General features: G+C 39.1%; 20 protein-coding genes. 15 read left to right on the top strand and 5 right to left on the bottom strand.

Annotation, left to right across the window (positions count from 1 at the left end; all coding sequences use genetic code 11):
• The first annotated feature begins 71 nt into the window (after positions 1-71).
• The 6 genes from R0J88_RS03835 (at position 72) to glpG (ending at position 5,333) form a co-directional block, all read left to right on the top strand.
• Complete coding sequence (locus R0J88_RS03835) at positions 72-1,133, top strand: glycosyltransferase family 9 protein (protein WP_410899129.1); 1,062 nt, start codon at positions 72-74, stop codon at positions 1,131-1,133.
• On the top strand, positions 1,130-1,690 hold the full coding sequence (gene gmhB / locus R0J88_RS03830) for a D-glycero-beta-D-manno-heptose 1,7-bisphosphate 7-phosphatase (protein WP_410899128.1): 561 nt from the start codon (positions 1,130-1,132) through the stop codon (positions 1,688-1,690). The genes R0J88_RS03835 and gmhB overlap by 4 nt, the downstream gene beginning before the upstream one ends.
• A 168-nt stretch (positions 1,691-1,858) precedes the next feature.
• Positions 1,859-3,055 (top strand): glycine C-acetyltransferase, encoded by a 1,197-nt coding sequence (locus R0J88_RS03825; protein WP_410899127.1) that lies wholly within the window; start codon positions 1,859-1,861, stop codon positions 3,053-3,055.
• Positions 3,056-3,098: 43 nt separating this feature from the next.
• The gene (tdh, locus tag R0J88_RS03820) at positions 3,099-4,124 is read left to right on the top strand and encodes an L-threonine 3-dehydrogenase (RefSeq protein ID WP_006791580.1); all 1,026 of its coding nucleotides are present in this window, start codon (positions 3,099-3,101) and stop codon (positions 4,122-4,124) included.
• 67 nt (positions 4,125-4,191) lie between these two features.
• Complete coding sequence (gene glpE / locus R0J88_RS03815) at positions 4,192-4,509, top strand: thiosulfate sulfurtransferase GlpE (protein ID WP_410899126.1); 318 nt, start codon at positions 4,192-4,194, stop codon at positions 4,507-4,509.
• Positions 4,506-5,333: a rhomboid family intramembrane serine protease GlpG gene (gene glpG, locus R0J88_RS03810; protein WP_410899125.1), complete on the top strand. Its 828-nt coding sequence runs from the start codon at positions 4,506-4,508 to the stop codon at positions 5,331-5,333. The genes glpE and glpG overlap by 4 nt, the downstream gene beginning before the upstream one ends.
• Before the next feature lie 2 nt (positions 5,334-5,335).
• Here glpG and R0J88_RS03805 read toward each other — a convergent pair whose 3' ends face one another.
• The gene (locus tag R0J88_RS03805; RefSeq protein ID WP_006791577.1) at positions 5,336-5,734 is read right to left on the bottom strand and encodes a flagellar basal body-associated protein FliL; all 399 of its coding nucleotides are present in this window, start codon (positions 5,732-5,734) and stop codon (positions 5,336-5,338) included.
• Between the two features lie 167 nt (positions 5,735-5,901).
• Between R0J88_RS03805 and R0J88_RS03800 the strand changes: the two genes are divergently transcribed.
• Together R0J88_RS03800 and ubiA are read left to right on the top strand one after the other, a co-directional pair.
• On the top strand, positions 5,902-6,441 hold the full coding sequence (locus R0J88_RS03800; RefSeq protein ID WP_006791576.1) for a chorismate--pyruvate lyase family protein: 540 nt from the start codon (positions 5,902-5,904) through the stop codon (positions 6,439-6,441).
• Positions 6,438-7,316 carry a 4-hydroxybenzoate octaprenyltransferase gene (gene ubiA, locus R0J88_RS03795; protein ID WP_058430194.1) on the top strand — a complete coding sequence of 293 codons (879 nt, stop codon included), beginning with the start codon at positions 6,438-6,440 and terminating at the stop codon, positions 7,314-7,316. The genes R0J88_RS03800 and ubiA overlap by 4 nt, the downstream gene beginning before the upstream one ends.
• 5 nt (positions 7,317-7,321) lie before the next feature.
• On the opposite strand, the gene R0J88_RS03790 is transcribed toward ubiA, so the two are convergent.
• From R0J88_RS03790 to R0J88_RS03780, 3 genes are all read right to left on the bottom strand, one after another.
• Positions 7,322-7,942 (bottom strand): 2OG-Fe(II) oxygenase, encoded by a 621-nt coding sequence (locus R0J88_RS03790; RefSeq protein WP_410899124.1) that lies wholly within the window; start codon positions 7,940-7,942, stop codon positions 7,322-7,324.
• A gap of 96 nt (positions 7,943-8,038) precedes the next feature.
• Positions 8,039-8,923 carry a LysR family transcriptional regulator gene (locus tag R0J88_RS03785; protein ID WP_410899123.1) on the bottom strand — a complete coding sequence of 295 codons (885 nt, stop codon included), beginning with the start codon at positions 8,921-8,923 and terminating at the stop codon, positions 8,039-8,041.
• Positions 8,924-9,268: 345 nt separating this feature from the next.
• Positions 9,269-9,700, bottom strand: a complete 432-nt coding sequence (locus tag R0J88_RS03780) for a DUF2721 domain-containing protein (RefSeq protein ID WP_006791572.1) — start codon at positions 9,698-9,700, stop codon at positions 9,269-9,271.
• 80 nt (positions 9,701-9,780) lie between these two features.
• Between R0J88_RS03780 and R0J88_RS03775 the strand changes: the two genes are divergently transcribed.
• The 3 genes from R0J88_RS03775 to tsaD are packed head-to-tail and all read left to right on the top strand — an operon-like array spanning position 9,781 to position 11,800.
• The gene (locus R0J88_RS03775) at positions 9,781-10,128 is read left to right on the top strand and encodes a DUF2007 domain-containing protein (protein ID WP_006791571.1); all 348 of its coding nucleotides are present in this window, start codon (positions 9,781-9,783) and stop codon (positions 10,126-10,128) included.
• Positions 10,121-10,711 (top strand): YjaG family protein, encoded by a 591-nt coding sequence (locus R0J88_RS03770; protein ID WP_410899122.1) that lies wholly within the window; start codon positions 10,121-10,123, stop codon positions 10,709-10,711. The genes R0J88_RS03775 and R0J88_RS03770 overlap by 8 nt, the downstream gene beginning before the upstream one ends.
• A 57-nt stretch (positions 10,712-10,768) precedes the next feature.
• On the top strand, positions 10,769-11,800 hold the full coding sequence (gene tsaD / locus R0J88_RS03765; protein WP_410899120.1) for a tRNA (adenosine(37)-N6)-threonylcarbamoyltransferase complex transferase subunit TsaD: 1,032 nt from the start codon (positions 10,769-10,771) through the stop codon (positions 11,798-11,800).
• Between the two features lie 8 nt (positions 11,801-11,808).
• Here tsaD and plsY read toward each other — a convergent pair whose 3' ends face one another.
• Positions 11,809-12,420, bottom strand: a complete 612-nt coding sequence (plsY, locus tag R0J88_RS03760) for a glycerol-3-phosphate 1-O-acyltransferase PlsY (protein WP_006791568.1) — start codon at positions 12,418-12,420, stop codon at positions 11,809-11,811.
• Positions 12,421-12,664: 244 nt separating this feature from the next.
• Here plsY and folB point away from each other — a divergent pair, with 244 nt between their 5' ends.
• From folB to mpl, 4 genes are all read left to right on the top strand, one after another.
• Positions 12,665-13,024: a dihydroneopterin aldolase gene (folB, locus tag R0J88_RS03755; protein WP_006791567.1), complete on the top strand. Its 360-nt coding sequence runs from the start codon at positions 12,665-12,667 to the stop codon at positions 13,022-13,024.
• On the top strand, positions 13,025-13,513 hold the full coding sequence (gene folK, locus R0J88_RS03750) for a 2-amino-4-hydroxy-6-hydroxymethyldihydropteridine diphosphokinase (RefSeq protein ID WP_006791566.1): 489 nt from the start codon (positions 13,025-13,027) through the stop codon (positions 13,511-13,513).
• Positions 13,510-14,310 (top strand): undecaprenyl-diphosphate phosphatase, encoded by an 801-nt coding sequence (locus R0J88_RS03745; protein ID WP_410899119.1) that lies wholly within the window; start codon positions 13,510-13,512, stop codon positions 14,308-14,310. Before folK ends, R0J88_RS03745 begins: the two co-directional genes overlap by 4 nt.
• Before the next feature lie 174 nt (positions 14,311-14,484).
• Complete coding sequence (mpl, locus tag R0J88_RS03740) at positions 14,485-15,840, top strand: UDP-N-acetylmuramate:L-alanyl-gamma-D-glutamyl-meso-diaminopimelate ligase (protein ID WP_410899118.1); 1,356 nt, start codon at positions 14,485-14,487, stop codon at positions 15,838-15,840.

Genomic DNA, 15,840 nt, shown 5'->3' with positions numbered 1-15,840 from the left:
AGGATAAGTGCTTGCATTAACGCTAGTATAATTTAAGATCCCAGCATACTATTTAAAGCCTAACGGAATGCGTGACTCAAGTGCCTAACTACTCCTCTATTTGTATTTTAAGACTCTCTGCTATTGGTGATGTATGTCATGCTGTTAGTGCTGTTCAAGCAATTCAAAAAGCGCACCCTAATGCAAAAATAACCTGGGTAATGGGTAAAGTAGAGGCTATGTTACTTGCTGATTTACCAGGCGTAGAGCTGGTGATCTTTGATAAAAAAGAAGGTAAGGCTGCGCTTAAAAAATTAAAAAACACCTTTAATGGTAAGCAGTTTGACGTGCTTCTTAATATGCAGGTGGCATTAAGAGCAGGCTTTGTAGCACGCTGTATACCTGCAAAAGTAAAAATAGGCTTTGATTGGGCACGCTCAAAAGAACTACACAGTTTGTTTATAAATAAACGTATAGCCCCACAAAAAGAAGCGCATGTGCTAGAGGGGTTCAAAGGGTTTGCGGGTGCAATTGGTGTTAAAGATTATTTACCTACATGGCAAATGCCTTACAACGCACAAGATCAAAACAAAGCAGATGAGTTACTAGGGCAAGAGTATTTAGCCAACAAGCTATTTGTAATTTCGCCAGCGGCTAGTAAAGCTCAGCGAAACTGGTTGCCTGAACGTTATGCTGTACTTGCTGACTACGCGCACGAGCAAGGTTTTAATGTTGCTTTAACCGGCGGGCCTACTGGGCTTGAAGTAAATTTAGCGAATAACATTATAAAACATAGCAATAGCCCAATTTTAAATTTAGTTGGTAAAACAAAGCTTAAAGAGCTGCTATGTGTTTTAAAAAGAGCTGATTTAGTCCTTGCCCCCGATACTGGCCCTGCTCATATGGCAGTAACGGTTGGCACACCAGTTGTTGGTTTATATGCTCACTCGAACCCTGCACGCACTGGCCCTTATTTATATCAAGATTATGTGGTAGAGGTTTATCATCAAAATTTACTTGAGCAAACGGGTAAAACTGCGCAGCAAGTCCCCTGGGGTACCCGAGTTAAAGGGGATGATTTAATGAGCCAAATAACGACAGATAGCGTAAAAACAATGTTTGACCATGTTGTGAACAAAGAGGGGCTTGAATGAGTATGAAACTACATAAAGCGCTTTTTTTAGACCGTGACGGCGTGGTAAATGTAGACCACGGCTATGTATATCAAAGTGAAAAGTTTGAATTTATTAAGGGCATTTTTAGCACCTGTAAAAAGTTTTATGATGCAGGCTACAAAATTATAGTAGTGACTAACCAATCAGGTATTGGGCGTGGTTATTATACCGAAGCTGATTTTTTAGCGCTCACCCAGTGGATGAAAACGCAATTTAGTAACCACAACATTGAAATTGCCGATGTTTATTTTTGTCCTCATCACCCTAAAAAGGCTTTACCAGAATATTTAAAGCAATGTGATTGCAGAAAGCCAGCCCCAGGCATGTTGCTGCAAGGCATTAAGGAGCATAATATCGATCCTGAGCAGAGTATTATGGTTGGTGATAAGCTCAGTGACATGCAAGCAGCTCAAAAAGCCGGTATTGCAACCCAAGTATTAGTGCGGTCGGGGCAAAGCTTTGACGAAAGCGCAAAGCAACATGCTGATTTAGTGATTGATTCAATAGATGATTTAACTAAACGTTTACCGTTATAAAAACACGCTTTATTTAAGCGTGTAAACTGGCACATATTCCTTACATTGAGCGCGTTTGCGACGAACTGCAAACCGTGCATTTTTCTCGTTAAACTTTTACAATATACACCATCATAAACAGTGGCATCAACGTTGTTGTTTACCCGTTCAATTAAATGGAGACTACAGATGAGAGCATCTGCTTTTTTTAGCCAATTACAAGAGCAAATTGAAGACGTTAAAGCCCAAGGCCTTTATAAAAGCGAGCGTATAATTACCTCGCAGCAACAAGCTCAAATTGAAGTAGCATCTGGCGATAAAGTTATTAACTTTTGTGCTAACAACTACTTAGGTCTAGCAAATAGCCCTGAGTTAATTAAAGCAGCGCAAGGCGGTTTAGACGACCACGGTTTTGGTGTGGCCTCTGTGCGTTTCATCTGTGGTACGCAAGACATTCACAAAACACTTGAGCAAAAAATTAGTGCATTTTTAGAAACCGAAGACACCATTTTATACTCTTCTTGTTTTGATGCTAATACAGGCTTGTTTGAAACTATTTTAGATGCAGAAGATGCGATTATCTCTGATTCACTTAACCATGCTTCGATTATTGATGGCGTTCGTTTATGTAAAGCTAAGCGTTTTCGCTATGCAAATAACGACATGGCTGATCTAGAAAAGCAATTAATTGCCGCAGACGAAGCGGGCGCTAAAACAAAGTTAATTGCCACCGATGGCGTGTTCTCTATGGATGGCGTAATTTGTAACTTAGAAGCTGTGTGCGATTTAGCTGATAAGTACGATGCGCTTGTTATGGTTGATGACTCTCACGCTGTAGGCTTTGTTGGCGAAAATGGTAAGGGTACACCTGAATACTGTAACGTACTTGACCGTGTAGATATAATTACTGGTACATTGGGTAAAGCCCTGGGCGGCGCATCAGGTGGTTACACTTCAGGTAAAAAAGAAATTGTTGAGTGGTTACGTCAGCGTTCGCGCCCTTACTTATTCTCAAATTCATTAGCACCTTCAATTGTAACTGCATCAATTAAAGTACTAGAGATGCTTGAAAATGGTGGCGAGCTTCGCGCTAAGCTTTGGTCTAATGCTAAATATTTCCGTGAGCAAATGGAAGCGGCAGGCTTTACCTGCGCAGGTAAAGATCATGCCATCATTCCTGTGATGCTAGGTGACGCTAAAGTGGCCTCACTTATGGCTGATAAATTACTTGCAGAAGGTATTTATGTGACTGGTTTTTCATTCCCTGTTGTACCAAAAGGCCAAGCACGTATTCGTACGCAAATATCAGCAGCGCACAGTATAGAGCAGCTAGATACAGCTATTGCAGCCTTTACCCGCATTGGTAAAGAAATGGGCGTTATTTAATTTTTAAAACTAAGAAATGACTTGGTTTTTGTGAGCGTAAATTATGAAAGCATTATCTAAATTAAAAGCAGAACCGGGTATCTGGATGACAGATGCACCTAAGCCTGAAGTGGGCCATAACGATCTGTTAATTAAAATACGTAAAACAGCGATTTGTGGCACCGACGTTCATATTTATAAATGGGACGAGTGGGCGAGTAAAACAATTCCTACACCTATGGTTGTTGGCCATGAATACGTTGGTGAAGTGGTTGATATGGGTCAAGAAGTTCGCGGCTTTTCAGTGGGTGATCGGGTATCTGGCGAAGGTCATATTACCTGTGGGCATTGTCGAAATTGTCGTGCTGGGCGTGTGCATTTATGCCGTAACACCACAGGAGTTGGTGTTAATCGCGAAGGCGCGTTTGCTGAGTACTTGGTGATCCCTGCATTTAATGCATTTAAAATTCCAGACAACATATCTGACGAATTAGCCTCTATATTTGACCCATTTGGCAATGCTGTACACACAGCCCTTTCGTTTGATCTAGTAGGAGAAGATGTACTAATTACTGGTGCCGGTCCTATAGGTATTATGGCTGCAGCTGTTGCAAAACATGTAGGCGCGCGTCATGTAGTAATTACTGATGTTAACGAGTACCGATTAGAGCTTGCCCGCAAAATGGGCGCAACTCGCGCGGTGAATGTTGCAAATGAAAAGCTTGAAGATGTTATGACCGATCTAGGCATGACAGAAGGCTTTGATATTGGTCTTGAAATGTCGGGTGTGCCAAGTGCATTTAATTCAATGCTTAATAATATGAACCATGGTGGCAAAATTGCCATGCTCGGTATTCCACCATCAGACATGGCAGTAGATTGGAACCAAGTTATTTTTAAAGGTTTAGTGATTAAAGGTATTTATGGTCGCGAAATGTTTGAAACCTGGTACAAAATGGCAAGTTTAATACAGTCAGGTCTTAATTTAAGCCCAATCATTACACATCAATATTCTGTAGATGACTTCCAAGCTGGCTTTGATATGATGATTTCAGGTCAGTCAGGAAAAGTAATTTTAAACTGGGATTAATTCCAAAAAAATTGCAAGAAGGGCGGCTATGGCCGCCTTTTTTATTTTATTTATTAAAGAGAGTTCAATGGCATTTAAACATATATCTATTGCGCAAACGCATGAGTTATTAGACAAAGCAGACGTAGTAATTGCAGATATACGCGATCCTAACTCATATCAAGCAGGTCATATTCCGGGGTCCGAAGCACTATCGAACGCAAATATTGCCCAGTTTATGATGGAAAAAGAGTTTGATCAGCCCATTATTATTGTTTGTTACCACGGCATGAGTTCGCAAGGTGCTGCTAGTTACTTAGTTGAGCAAGGTTTTGAGGATGTATATAGCATGGATGGTGGCTTTACAGCCTGGGAAGCGGCCTACAGCGAGAAAGTTGAACGATGATAGAGCTTGGCAGTTTAAATAACCCGCGTGCCGCACAAGGCTTTATAGATTATTTAAAAAGCCAAGGTTTAGACGGGCACTTACATTCAACTGATGGTAGCCACGTTATTATTAGCGTATCCGAAGAGCATTTTCATCAGGTACAGCCGCTTTGGGCTGAGTTTACTCAAAACCCAGGCCATCCTCGTTACCAGCAAGCTTCTTGGAGTGTAGGTAGTACGCAATCACCTTTAAAATACCAAGGGCAATCGCTTAACCTTAAAGCGCGGTTCAAAGCGCTGAGTTGGCTTAATCAATCGGTAAGTGTACTCAGTATTGTTATTTATGTTGCATTTTTACAGGGTGGTTTCGAGAGCATTTATTCTGCATTACAGTTTAACCCCTCATACCCATTGACGTGGTTTACGCCAGCCTTGGTTCACTTTAGTGCTATACATATTGTGTTTAACTTAATTTGGTGGATATCGCTTGGTGACAATATTGAAAAACAATGCGGAAAATTGAGCTTAATTGGCCTGTTTTTTATTACTGCTTTAATTAGTAGTTGGGCGCAATATTTAATTGTTGGGCCTAATTTTGGTGGGCTAAGTGGCGTGGTATACGGCTTACTGGGGTATTGCTGGATCCATAGCTTTTTAAATCCAGAAAAACCCGCATTGGTGAGTACCTCAATTATAGGTTTTATGCTTGTTTGGTTAGTACTTGGTTTTGCTGATGTGTTGTTTATTGGAATGGCTAATTGGGCACATTTAGGGGGGCTAGTGAGCGGAATGGCGTTTGCCTACACCGCTCAACTGTTTACTAAAAAGCATACAAATAGTTGAATTTAGTGGTACAAATACTTTGTAAATAGTACTTCACGTATAATTTCTTGGCCTGTTTCTTCTTTTAACAGGCTTTTTAATTTTTCTATACATTTTGCGCGAATTTCTTCTCGACCAGTCAATGACTTTATTTTTTCTTCTGGCTCTTTCGAAAAAATCTCTACAATAGCATCTCTTAATAAAGGGGTATGATGTTCAACAATGGCTATGTCTGAATTGTTACTAAGCATTAGGTCAACGGTAACGCGCACGTAACCCATTTTTTTACTTGATGCGCCAATATAATTAGTAATTATGTCAGGTTCAAAACCAAAATAACCAACCGTTGACTCTGCACGGGCACTTAGGCTCACTAAACTCATAATTAATGTAAGAAGACCTACGTATACTATTTTTTTCATATTTAAAGCGTTTCCGAAAACCTGTTGTAAATAGTTTATACTTAATAATAGGTAATAAACAGCGCCAAGCAATTATTTATATTAGTTACTTAGGTTGGTGAATAGGCACTTTTTCAAATGCTTAGGCAATGTTATCATTTGCTTGGATTATATTTTATTGAGTTATTGTGACAACTTTTCCTTTATCTTTATCAGCTAACTGGCTATCGGATATACAAACCGATGACTTAACACCTACAGAGCAAGAATGGCTTTTTGAGCCGCATTCTTTAACCGCTAAGCTAAAAAGTAAAGCAACCTCTTTTAGTGTAAAAGTACTCAGCGAACAGGCGTTTAATTTAAGTCATGAACAACAGCAATTACTAGGCTGTAAAACGTCATCGGCGTTAAACCGAGAGGTGCTTCTGTTGTGCGATAATAACCCCATGGTTTACGCTCAAAGTTGGCTGCCAAATAACCAAACGCACAACTCGCTTCATAATATGGGGGAGCGCCCTTTAGGCGATGTTATTTTTCAACAACCTGAGCTTGTTCGTCAAAATATTGAAATTGCGCGTTTTGATAGCAAACATTCATTACAGAATTTGGTTACCCAGCTAAATTTACCAACTCAAACTCTATTAGGCAGGCGTAGCGTGTTTTCGTTAAATGATTACCAATTTTTGGTGGCGGAAGTATTTTTACCTGGGGCGTACCTTTACTCATGAAATTAGCAGGTTTAAAAGCAAAACATTTTTCTTATTATTTACAGCTTATGCGTGTTGATAAGCCCATAGGTACTTTATTGCTTTTATGGCCAACCTATTGGGCTTTATGGCTCGCAAATAGTGGGATGCCGAGCTTAATTAATTTTATAGTGTTTACTTTGGGGGTTGTAGTAATGCGTAGTGCAGGCTGCGTGATAAATGATTTTGCAGATAGAAAAATAGATGGTTCTGTAAAACGCACAGCCCAACGTCCTCTTGCATCTGGTACTGTCGCAAGCGGCGAAGCGCTAAGTCTATTTTTATTACTGATCACTTTAGCGTTTATTTTGGTTTTAATGCTGAGCGTTAACACTATTGTATTGTCTGTTGGTGCACTTGCGCTCGCATTTTGCTATCCGTTTATGAAGCGATATACCCAGTTGCCACAAGTCGTGCTGGGTGCAGCATTTGGTTGGGCAATTCCTATGGCTTATATGGCATCTATTGATGCACTACCTCTACAGGCTTGGTTGCTGTTTGCTGCAAATGTATGCTGGACGGTTGCGTACGATACCATGTATGCCATGGTCGATAGAGATGATGATGTGAAAATTGGTGTTAAATCTACCGCTATTTTATTTGGTCGCTTTGACCGCCATATCATTTTTATATTAAATGCTCTATTTATCGCACTTGTTGCTTATATTGGGTTTATTAATCAGTTAAACATGGCTTTTTGGGCTGGATTACTTATAGCCACAGCATTACTCGTTTACCAACAAGTATTAATTTTAAAACGTGATAGAGACGCATGCTTTAAAGCTTTTTTAAATAATCATTATGTTGGTATGGCTATTTTTATTGGTCTATTGCTCTCGTACCCCATTAACATTTAGCTATATTAACGAGGTGGATCAACTATTCCGCTAATGGATGCGTTTTTTCTAAACCAGCCAGCAATTGAATACCGATTATCTACTGCTGGTAATACTTCGTGAACAAAGCGTTCGCTTTCAAATAAAACTAATGTCCCCGCTTCTGGCGAAATGCTCACTTCAACCACTTTGCTTTTAGGCTTATAAATAACAAGCTCACCGCCCTCATTGGGCGTGTTTAAGTATAAAACGCTAGTAAATACTCTATTAGATCGTCCTTTAAATGCATCGACATGTTTTTTATAAAAATCACCGTGAGTGTATTTTGCGTAGTGACATTCGTAATCAAACAGACCCATAAAAAAAGTGCGATTGAGCGTTGTGCGAATACTTTCCATAACAGCTAGGTAGGCTAATTGTGCTTGGGACGAACCATCAAACCAATAAGTTTTATCTTTTCGAATATTATCGTCAATTTGTAAATGATTTAAGCGACCAATACCAGCATGGCTAAAATGCGGATTTATGCGATAACAATCAGCCATTAAATCAGCTATTAATTCTTTGTTTAAGGCATTGGGAATAACTGTATAACCGCGGCTTTCAATATCGTTATAAAACGGGCCATCGGTTGAAAAGTTGATCATTTAGGAGGTTCTTTTTTTGAAGGTGCGCCAGTTTAGCCGAAAAAGAGTAAAAAGCTATTGTTTTATGTCGCACCTGTCTCAAAAAAGAACGCTGAATTAATTCAGGGTTGTGGCTGCTTTTTTAATAAGTGAAAGCAAATGTGCTAAGTGCTCCGTAACTGTGGTTTGTTGGTTTGTCTGAACAATTAGTTGCTCATGGCTTAAATCTTTATTTGTTTTTAACTGAACAAGATCGGTGTGTTCTGCCACAGTGTTTGCATGCTCAATGCTGGCGATTGCAAAACTATCAGATTTAATAATGCCAGAGATAACCTGTTCAATACTGCCCATTTTGATAGTTGATGATTTATTTAAAGAATCAATGGCCTCGTTCAGCATGCTTTGAACTTGTTTTGATTGAGAGAAACAACCAAAGGCTGAATAGGAGTCTAGTTGGTGTTTGCTTATGTCATTTTTTTGGGCAAGCGGGTGATGCTTAGATACAAATAAAATAAGCTGATCAGGCAAATGAATATCACTACCAATACTATTTACAGCTTGAGAATAAACGCTAATGTCTATTTCACCTTCCTGAAGCTTGCGTGTTAACTCATGCTGTTCTTGCAATTGCATTTCGATTTTTACATGTGGGTATTGCGCTAAAAATTGACCGCATGAAATAGGCACAATGTTACTCGCTTTATTAGTGTAACCAATAATGAGTTTTTCATCGGCATTGCCATGAACAGATTGAAATAGGCGTTTTTTGGTGTTTTCTAATTCGCTAAGTGTATCTTTGGCGTAATCTAAAAATAATTCGCCTTCAGGAGTTAGTTTTACTGAGCGGGTTGAGCGCGTAACTAACTCATAGCCCATTTCATCTTCTAGGGTCTGAATACTGCGGGTAAGTGCAGAAGTACTAATTTTTGTTTTTTCTGCGGCTTGTCTGAAGTGGCGTAACACACCCAGTGCTACAAATTGTTCTAATTGGTCAAATCTCACTTTATAGTCCCTTTTTATAAGTAAGTTGTGATGTACTAATACATCAATTTTCTGTCTAAACTATTAATAAATATATGTAAATTTAAAAAGATAAACTACACAATATATCTGTTTGCACAATAATAAAAGTGTAAAGATGTTAAAAAGTATTAACCTTTAGACTAAAGACTAATAATTTTTTATTCACCTAACATCCTTATCTGGCAAAGTTAATACTAAAAAGCAGGTATAAATCTATAAATAAAAATATTAGGTAAATTTATTATGCTAATTAATGAAAAAGTATGCCACAAAGTAGGGCGTTGATTAAGCAATAATTAAAATATCTGCACGAATTTTAGTCTTTTAGCTTGTTTTATTATCAAAGTTTTTGTTTGCTCTGTTACTTAATGGTTTGTTTTCAATATTTTGAAGTTCAATTTCTATTGCATCACATGAAATATGAATTTCAAATAAAGACGTTAGTAAAGATAAACTTAAACAGGTTAGGCTTACGCCAAATAAAATAATTCCTGTGGTATTAAACTCAATAAAAAGAGCAAACATAGACAAGGTACATAATAAAAAAGAGCCTACACCGTAAACTTGCATGGTTCTTATGAGCTTTATGCGCTTTCTTAAATTGGTAATTTGCGCAACCACCACAGGGCGAATTGACTCGCCTTCTCTGGCATTTAACTCTCTTATTAATTGCGCAAGTACTAAAAATCGGTTTGTATAAGCAAGAAGTAACAAAGATATAGCTGGAAAAAGTAGACCCGGAGTTGTAAGTGTCATGCTTGCGCCTTTTTGAATATTGTTTAATAAATTTCTCAATACCTTTAGGTATTGTACACACAAAATAATCGAGGTCGATATTGCAAACTTATAAAAACACAACAGATAGTGCTTTTAATTGGATAACAATTTATAAGGCAGCCAACACGTTAGAGGCTAATATTGTTAAGGGGTTAATTCAAGCGGGTGGAATAGAGTGTAAAGTTGTAGGAGAAATGCTTCAAGGTGCACTTGGGGAAATTCCTTTCGATCAGGCGCAAGTGAGTATACAGGTTTATGCGATAAAAGAGCGCCATGCGCGACAAATATTGGTAAACTATCAGCAAGTAAAACAATCCGCTCCAGATTGGGTTTGTCCTAACTGTAATGAGCATAATGGATCAACATTTGATTTTTGTTGGTCATGTGAGACGTTAAAGAATGACTAAAGCAAATAATTTTCAGCGTATTAGAGAGCTAAACTATTTACAAAAAGCGGTATTAGCAAGTGCGCTAATTGAACGTATGTTGCCAAATTATGGCTTATTTAGTGAGGCTACGGGGTTTGGTGATGAAACGTTACTTCGTAATGCGCTTAATGTTTGTTGGGAAAAAATCTTACTGCCAAAAAGTAAGATTGACTTAGAAAAGCAAGTTGAAAAAGTGGAACCTAATGTTCCAGAACTCGCTGATTTTGATATGTTTGGTACATACCCAGCTATTGATGCGGCAACGTCATTACTGAGCTTGATGCATGGTTTAATGGCACAAGACGATAAAGAGTTTGTAAGTGTTAGTAAAATTTCGCAAGCAACCGTTGCGCGCTTTATTGAATACCAGATGACAGTTGAAGGTGAAATTGCAGACAACACGGCTGTTAGGGAGCACCCTTTAATGCAGTACGAAATTGAAGTGCTAGCCGAGCTTATTGACTTTGTTGAAAGTATGGGGCGTATTACTTCAGAAAGTGTAAAGGCGCTGAAAAAATTTGCTATTGTTGATGGTCAAACAAATATTGGTTTGGCGTTATAAACAAATTAAGTAACTTGAACTTTGGTTAAGTAGTGATAAAAAAGCAGGAGAAGTACAGTGCGAATTTTAGGCATTGAATCGTCATGTGATGAAACAGGTATAGCAATATATGATGACGAGAAAGGCTTATTAGCTCATCAGTTATATAGCCAAGTAAAAGTACATGCTGACTACGGTGGCGTGGTTCCCGAGCTGGCGTCACGCGATCATGTTCGTAAAACGCTTCCGCTTATTGATGCAGCTTTTGCTCAAGCGGGTTGTGGTCCTGAAGACTTAGATGGTATTGCTTATACAGCCGGCCCTGGTTTAGTTGGGGCGCTATTAGTGGGTACTTCAATTGGTCGCTCATTGGCTTACGGATGGGAGATCCCTGCTGTTGCGGTTCATCATATGGAGGGGCATCTACTTGCTCCCATGCTTGAAGACAAGGTGCCAGAGTTTCCGTTTATTGCTTTACTTGTTTCTGGTGGCCACACCATGATGGTAAAAGTTGAAGGAATTGGCCAATACGAAGTATTGGGCGAGTCTGTTGATGACGCTGCAGGTGAAGCCTTTGACAAAACAGCTAAGTTATTAGGTCTTGATTACCCGGGTGGTCCCCGCTTAGCAAAATTAGCAGAGCAAGGTATTCCAAAGCGATTTATCTTTCCTCGCCCAATGACAGATAAACCCGGGCTTGATTTTAGTTTTAGTGGATTAAAAACTGCGGCGTCGATTACCATTCGTGAAAATGAAAATGAAAATGAAAATGACGATGACGAGCAAACTAAAGCTGATATTGCGCATGCATTTCAAACCGCTGTTATTGATACCTTGGTTATTAAATGTAAGCGAGCGCTAAAGCAAACAGGTATCAAGCGTTTAGTGATTGCGGGCGGTGTAAGTGCAAATACCCAGCTTAGGCTTCAGCTCGAAAGAGTCATGCAGGGTATGAAGGGCGAAGTGTATTATCCGCGTACGGAGTTTTGTACTGATAACGGTGCAATGATTGCTTATGCCGGTATGCAACGTTTAAAAGCAGGGCAGTTTGCAACCCTTGATATGAAAACTAAGCCTCGGTGGCCAATAGACAGCCTCGAGCCTATTTAAGTACTTGGTTATGTTGGTTTGTTTTCATCAGTGGGGGCTTTTTTAGCTCCCACTTTTGGTTCTTCACCAGCAAATAGTCTCACTATGTTTGTTCGATGGCGAAAAATAATAAGCACCGTAATAAAAACCACTGGCAGCGTATAGAGTGGCTTAATTAACCACGTATAAAGCGGTGCGAGTAAAACCGTGACTAGGGCGGCAAGAGAAGAATAGCGACTCACTGCGACTATAATTAGCCAAGTAGTAATTAATAACCCAGCTAGGGATAAACCTATTGGGAGTAAAGCCCCAAATGCTGTTGCAACGGCTTTACCTCCTTTAAAATTAAAAAATACAGGGTACATGTGGCCTAAACAGGCGCCAACGGCAACTAAGCCAAGTACCAAAGGCTCAAGTTGTAAAAAATAAGCCCCCCACACGGGTATCGTGCCTTTTAAAATATCAAAAACAAGAACTAAAACAGCAGGAAAAGCGCCACCTAAGCGGTAAACATTAGTTGCGCCTGGATTATTTGAGCCATGTGTGCGGGGATCTTGAAGTTTAAATAGACGCGACACTAAGATAGCCGATGAAATCGACCCAAGTAGGTACGCTAAAACAAACATCAAAATAGCTAACACATAGTTCCTTATATTTTTATCGTTATACCCATTACATTTAATGCAATTAACATCGTTTTTGGGCTATTATTGGCGGCAAAATTTATCGTGAAAATTAATATACTTCTACCAAATTTAGCTAAACGCGTTATTTTGCTATTGTAGAAGGAATTTTTACATATTTAAACACTGTTTAAAGCATATACAATATTAATTTATAATTAGTTTATGTGGTTAGAACAGTTGCTGGTCTTTTGGAGTATCAATGGATAAGGTATTTATATCTCAATTGCACGTCGACACTATTATTGGAGTGTACGACTTTGAAAAAGAAAGTAAACAGAGCCTTTATTTTGATATTGAAATGCTAAGTGATATTAAACCAGCCGCCGCAAATGATGACATTAATTTAGCCCTTGATTACGCAAAAGTAAGCGAGCGTGTCATTGCGCATAGTACAGCTAAACCTGTTGAGTTACTTGAAACACTTGTTGAACAATTAGCAGACATTATTTTAACTGAGTTTAATACAACACAAGTTAAAATAAGAGTGAGTAAACCTGCTGCAGTTGCGCAAGCGCAAACTGTTGGAGTAGAAATAACACGTAATAAGGCAAGCGTTTAAATGGCGCAAATATTTATTAGCCTTGGGTCAAATATTAACAAAGAGCACTATATGCAAAGTGCCTTAAAAGCACTTAAAACGCATTTTACGAATATAGAGCACTCGTCTGTTTTTGAAAGCGAAGCTGTCGGTTTCGTAGGTAATAACTTTTATAATTCGGTCGTTGGGGCAAAAACAGACAAGCCGTTAGCTGAAGTGTGTGCATTACTAAAAAAAATAGAGCGTGATAATGGTCGCACACCGAACGATAAAAAGTTCAGCCCAAGAACCCTTGATTTAGATTTATTGTTTTACGACGATGTTATTTGCGATAGCCCCGCGCAATTACCACGTGACGAAATAACTAAGAATGCATTTGTATTACAGCCTCTCAGTGAGGTTGCCCCCGGTTTTTATCACCCTGTAGCTAAGCAAACAATTGCTCAATTATGGAATGCATATAATAACCCTCAACAAAAACTATGGAAGGTGGAGTTTTCTAACCCATGAGTATTTTAGAAATAATAATTTTAGCGCTAATTCAAGGTTTTACTGAGTTTTTACCCATATCTAGCTCGGCACATTTAATTTTACCCTCACAAATATTAGGGTGGGAAGACCAAGGACTTGCTTTTGATGTTGCAGTGCATGTAGGGACATTAATAGCGGTTGTTATTTATTTTCGTAAAGAGGTGGCTGACATTCTCAGTGCGTGGTTTAAATCGTTTGGCACACAAGGTAAAACAGACGACAGTAAACTCGGCTGGTGGATTATTTTAGGGACAATACCTGCTGCTGTATTTGGTTTGTTACTTAAGGATTTTGTTGAGTTATACCTTCGAAGTGCATGGGTCATTGCAGCCACGACGATTATTTTTGGCCTATTGCTTTGGTACGCTGATGCTAAAGGGAAACAAGTTAAAACAATTTATCAACTTAATTGGAAGTCGGCTTTAATGATTGGCTTGGCGCAAGCCGTTGCTATGATCCCGGGTACCTCTCGTTCAGGTATTACAATGACAGCGGGTTTAATGCTAGGCATGAATAAGCAAAGTGCAGCGCGTTTTTCGTTTTTACTCGCTATTCCTGTAATTTCAATGATGGGGCTTTATTACACAATAGAACTTGCATTGGGTGACCACGTTGTTGATTGGGGTACATTGCTACTAGGTGTGGTACTGTCTTTTTTATCTGCCTATGCGTGTATTTATTTATTTTTAAAAGTGATTGAACGAATGGGAATGTTACCTTTTGTAATTTACCGGTTAGTTTTAGGCTTGGGTTTAATTGTTTTTTTAAGTATGTAATTTAATTTACTTTGCAAAAAGCCTTCTAATTTAGAAGGCTTTTTTGTTTGTGATAATGACTTTAAGCATTAGTAAAATGCCTACATATAATGGTAAGTAAGCGCGAAATTTGGCATTATAGCGCCATTAAACTTTGCACAGCTGCAAAGTGAGCATACGGTTTAAGGAAAGTATATGCATATTCATATTTTGGGCATTTGCGGTACGTTTATGGGTGGTATTGCAGCTATTGCTAAGTCGCTTGGCCATAAAGTAACAGGTTCAGACCAAAACGTTTACCCACCTATGAGCACCCAGCTTGAAGAACTTGGTATTGAGCTCACTCAAGGTTACGACGTATCTCAATTAGAGCCAAAACCCGATATGGTAGTAATTGGTAATGCGATGAGCCGAGGTAATCCGTGTGTTGAATATGTGTTAGACAAGAGCTTACCTTATACCTCCGGCCCAGAGTGGTTAAAGCATAACTTATTGCAAAACTCGTGGGTGCTTGCGGTAGCTGGTACGCATGGTAAAACAACCACAGCGAGTATGCTTGCCTGGATATTAGAATATGCTGGTTTAAACCCGGGGTTTTTAATTGGCGGCATAGTGCAAAATTTTGGTGTGTCGGCAAAGGTAGGTGAAACCCCTTTTTTTGTTATTGAGGCAGATGAATACGATACCGCTTTTTTTGATAAGCGCAGCAAGTTTGTCCATTACTTACCGCGTACATTAATTTTGAATAATTTAGAGTTTGATCACGCCGATATTTTTGATGATTTAAACGCAATTAAAAAACAATTTCACCACTTAATGCGTACACTACCTCACAGCGGTAAAGTAATTTGGCCAAAACAAGACAAAGCACTTGAAGACGTTATATCGCAAGGGTTATGGAGTGAAAGCGAAACGCTAGGCATTGATTGGGGTTACGAACTAATTAAACCCGATGGCAGTGAGTTTAAAGTACTTTTGAATAATGAACGGCAAGGTACGGTTAATTGGGGCGCAATTGGCGAACATAATGTTAAAAATGCGATTATGGCAATTGCTGCAGCGCGCCATGTAGGGATTGCGGTTAGCCACAGTATTGAGGCACTTGCCGAGTTTATAAGTCCGAAAAGGCGAATGGAACTCAAGGCCGACATAAACAGTATTAAGGTTTATGACGATTTTGCTCATCACCCAACAGCGATTAAAACAACCTTGGCGGGTTTACGCGCTAAAGTCGGCGATGAAAAAATTATTGCTATTTTAGAGCCTCGCTCAAACACCATGAAAATGGGTGTACATCAGCATACGCTTCTTGCTTCATTAACTGATGCTGATGACGTACTTTTGTTTGAACCAGATAACTTAGGCTGGTCGCTTAACGAGCAAGCTCAAAAAGCGGGCATGCAGTGCTTTAATAGTACGCAAGCTATTATAAATACGGTGCTTGAAAATGTGCAGCCTGATCAACATATTTTAATTATGAGTAATGGCGGTTTTAACGGCCTTCATCAGCAACTAGTAGATGGTTTGGCTGATAAATTCAGCGGAGAATAA

It is taken from the genome of Pseudoalteromonas sp. SIMBA_162 (assembly GCF_046535955.1).
GTDB classification, from domain to species: domain Bacteria; phylum Pseudomonadota; class Gammaproteobacteria; order Enterobacterales; family Alteromonadaceae; genus Pseudoalteromonas; species Pseudoalteromonas marina.
Note: the sequence above shows the minus strand (reverse complement) of the source record. Positions and strands in the feature narration are given on the sequence as shown.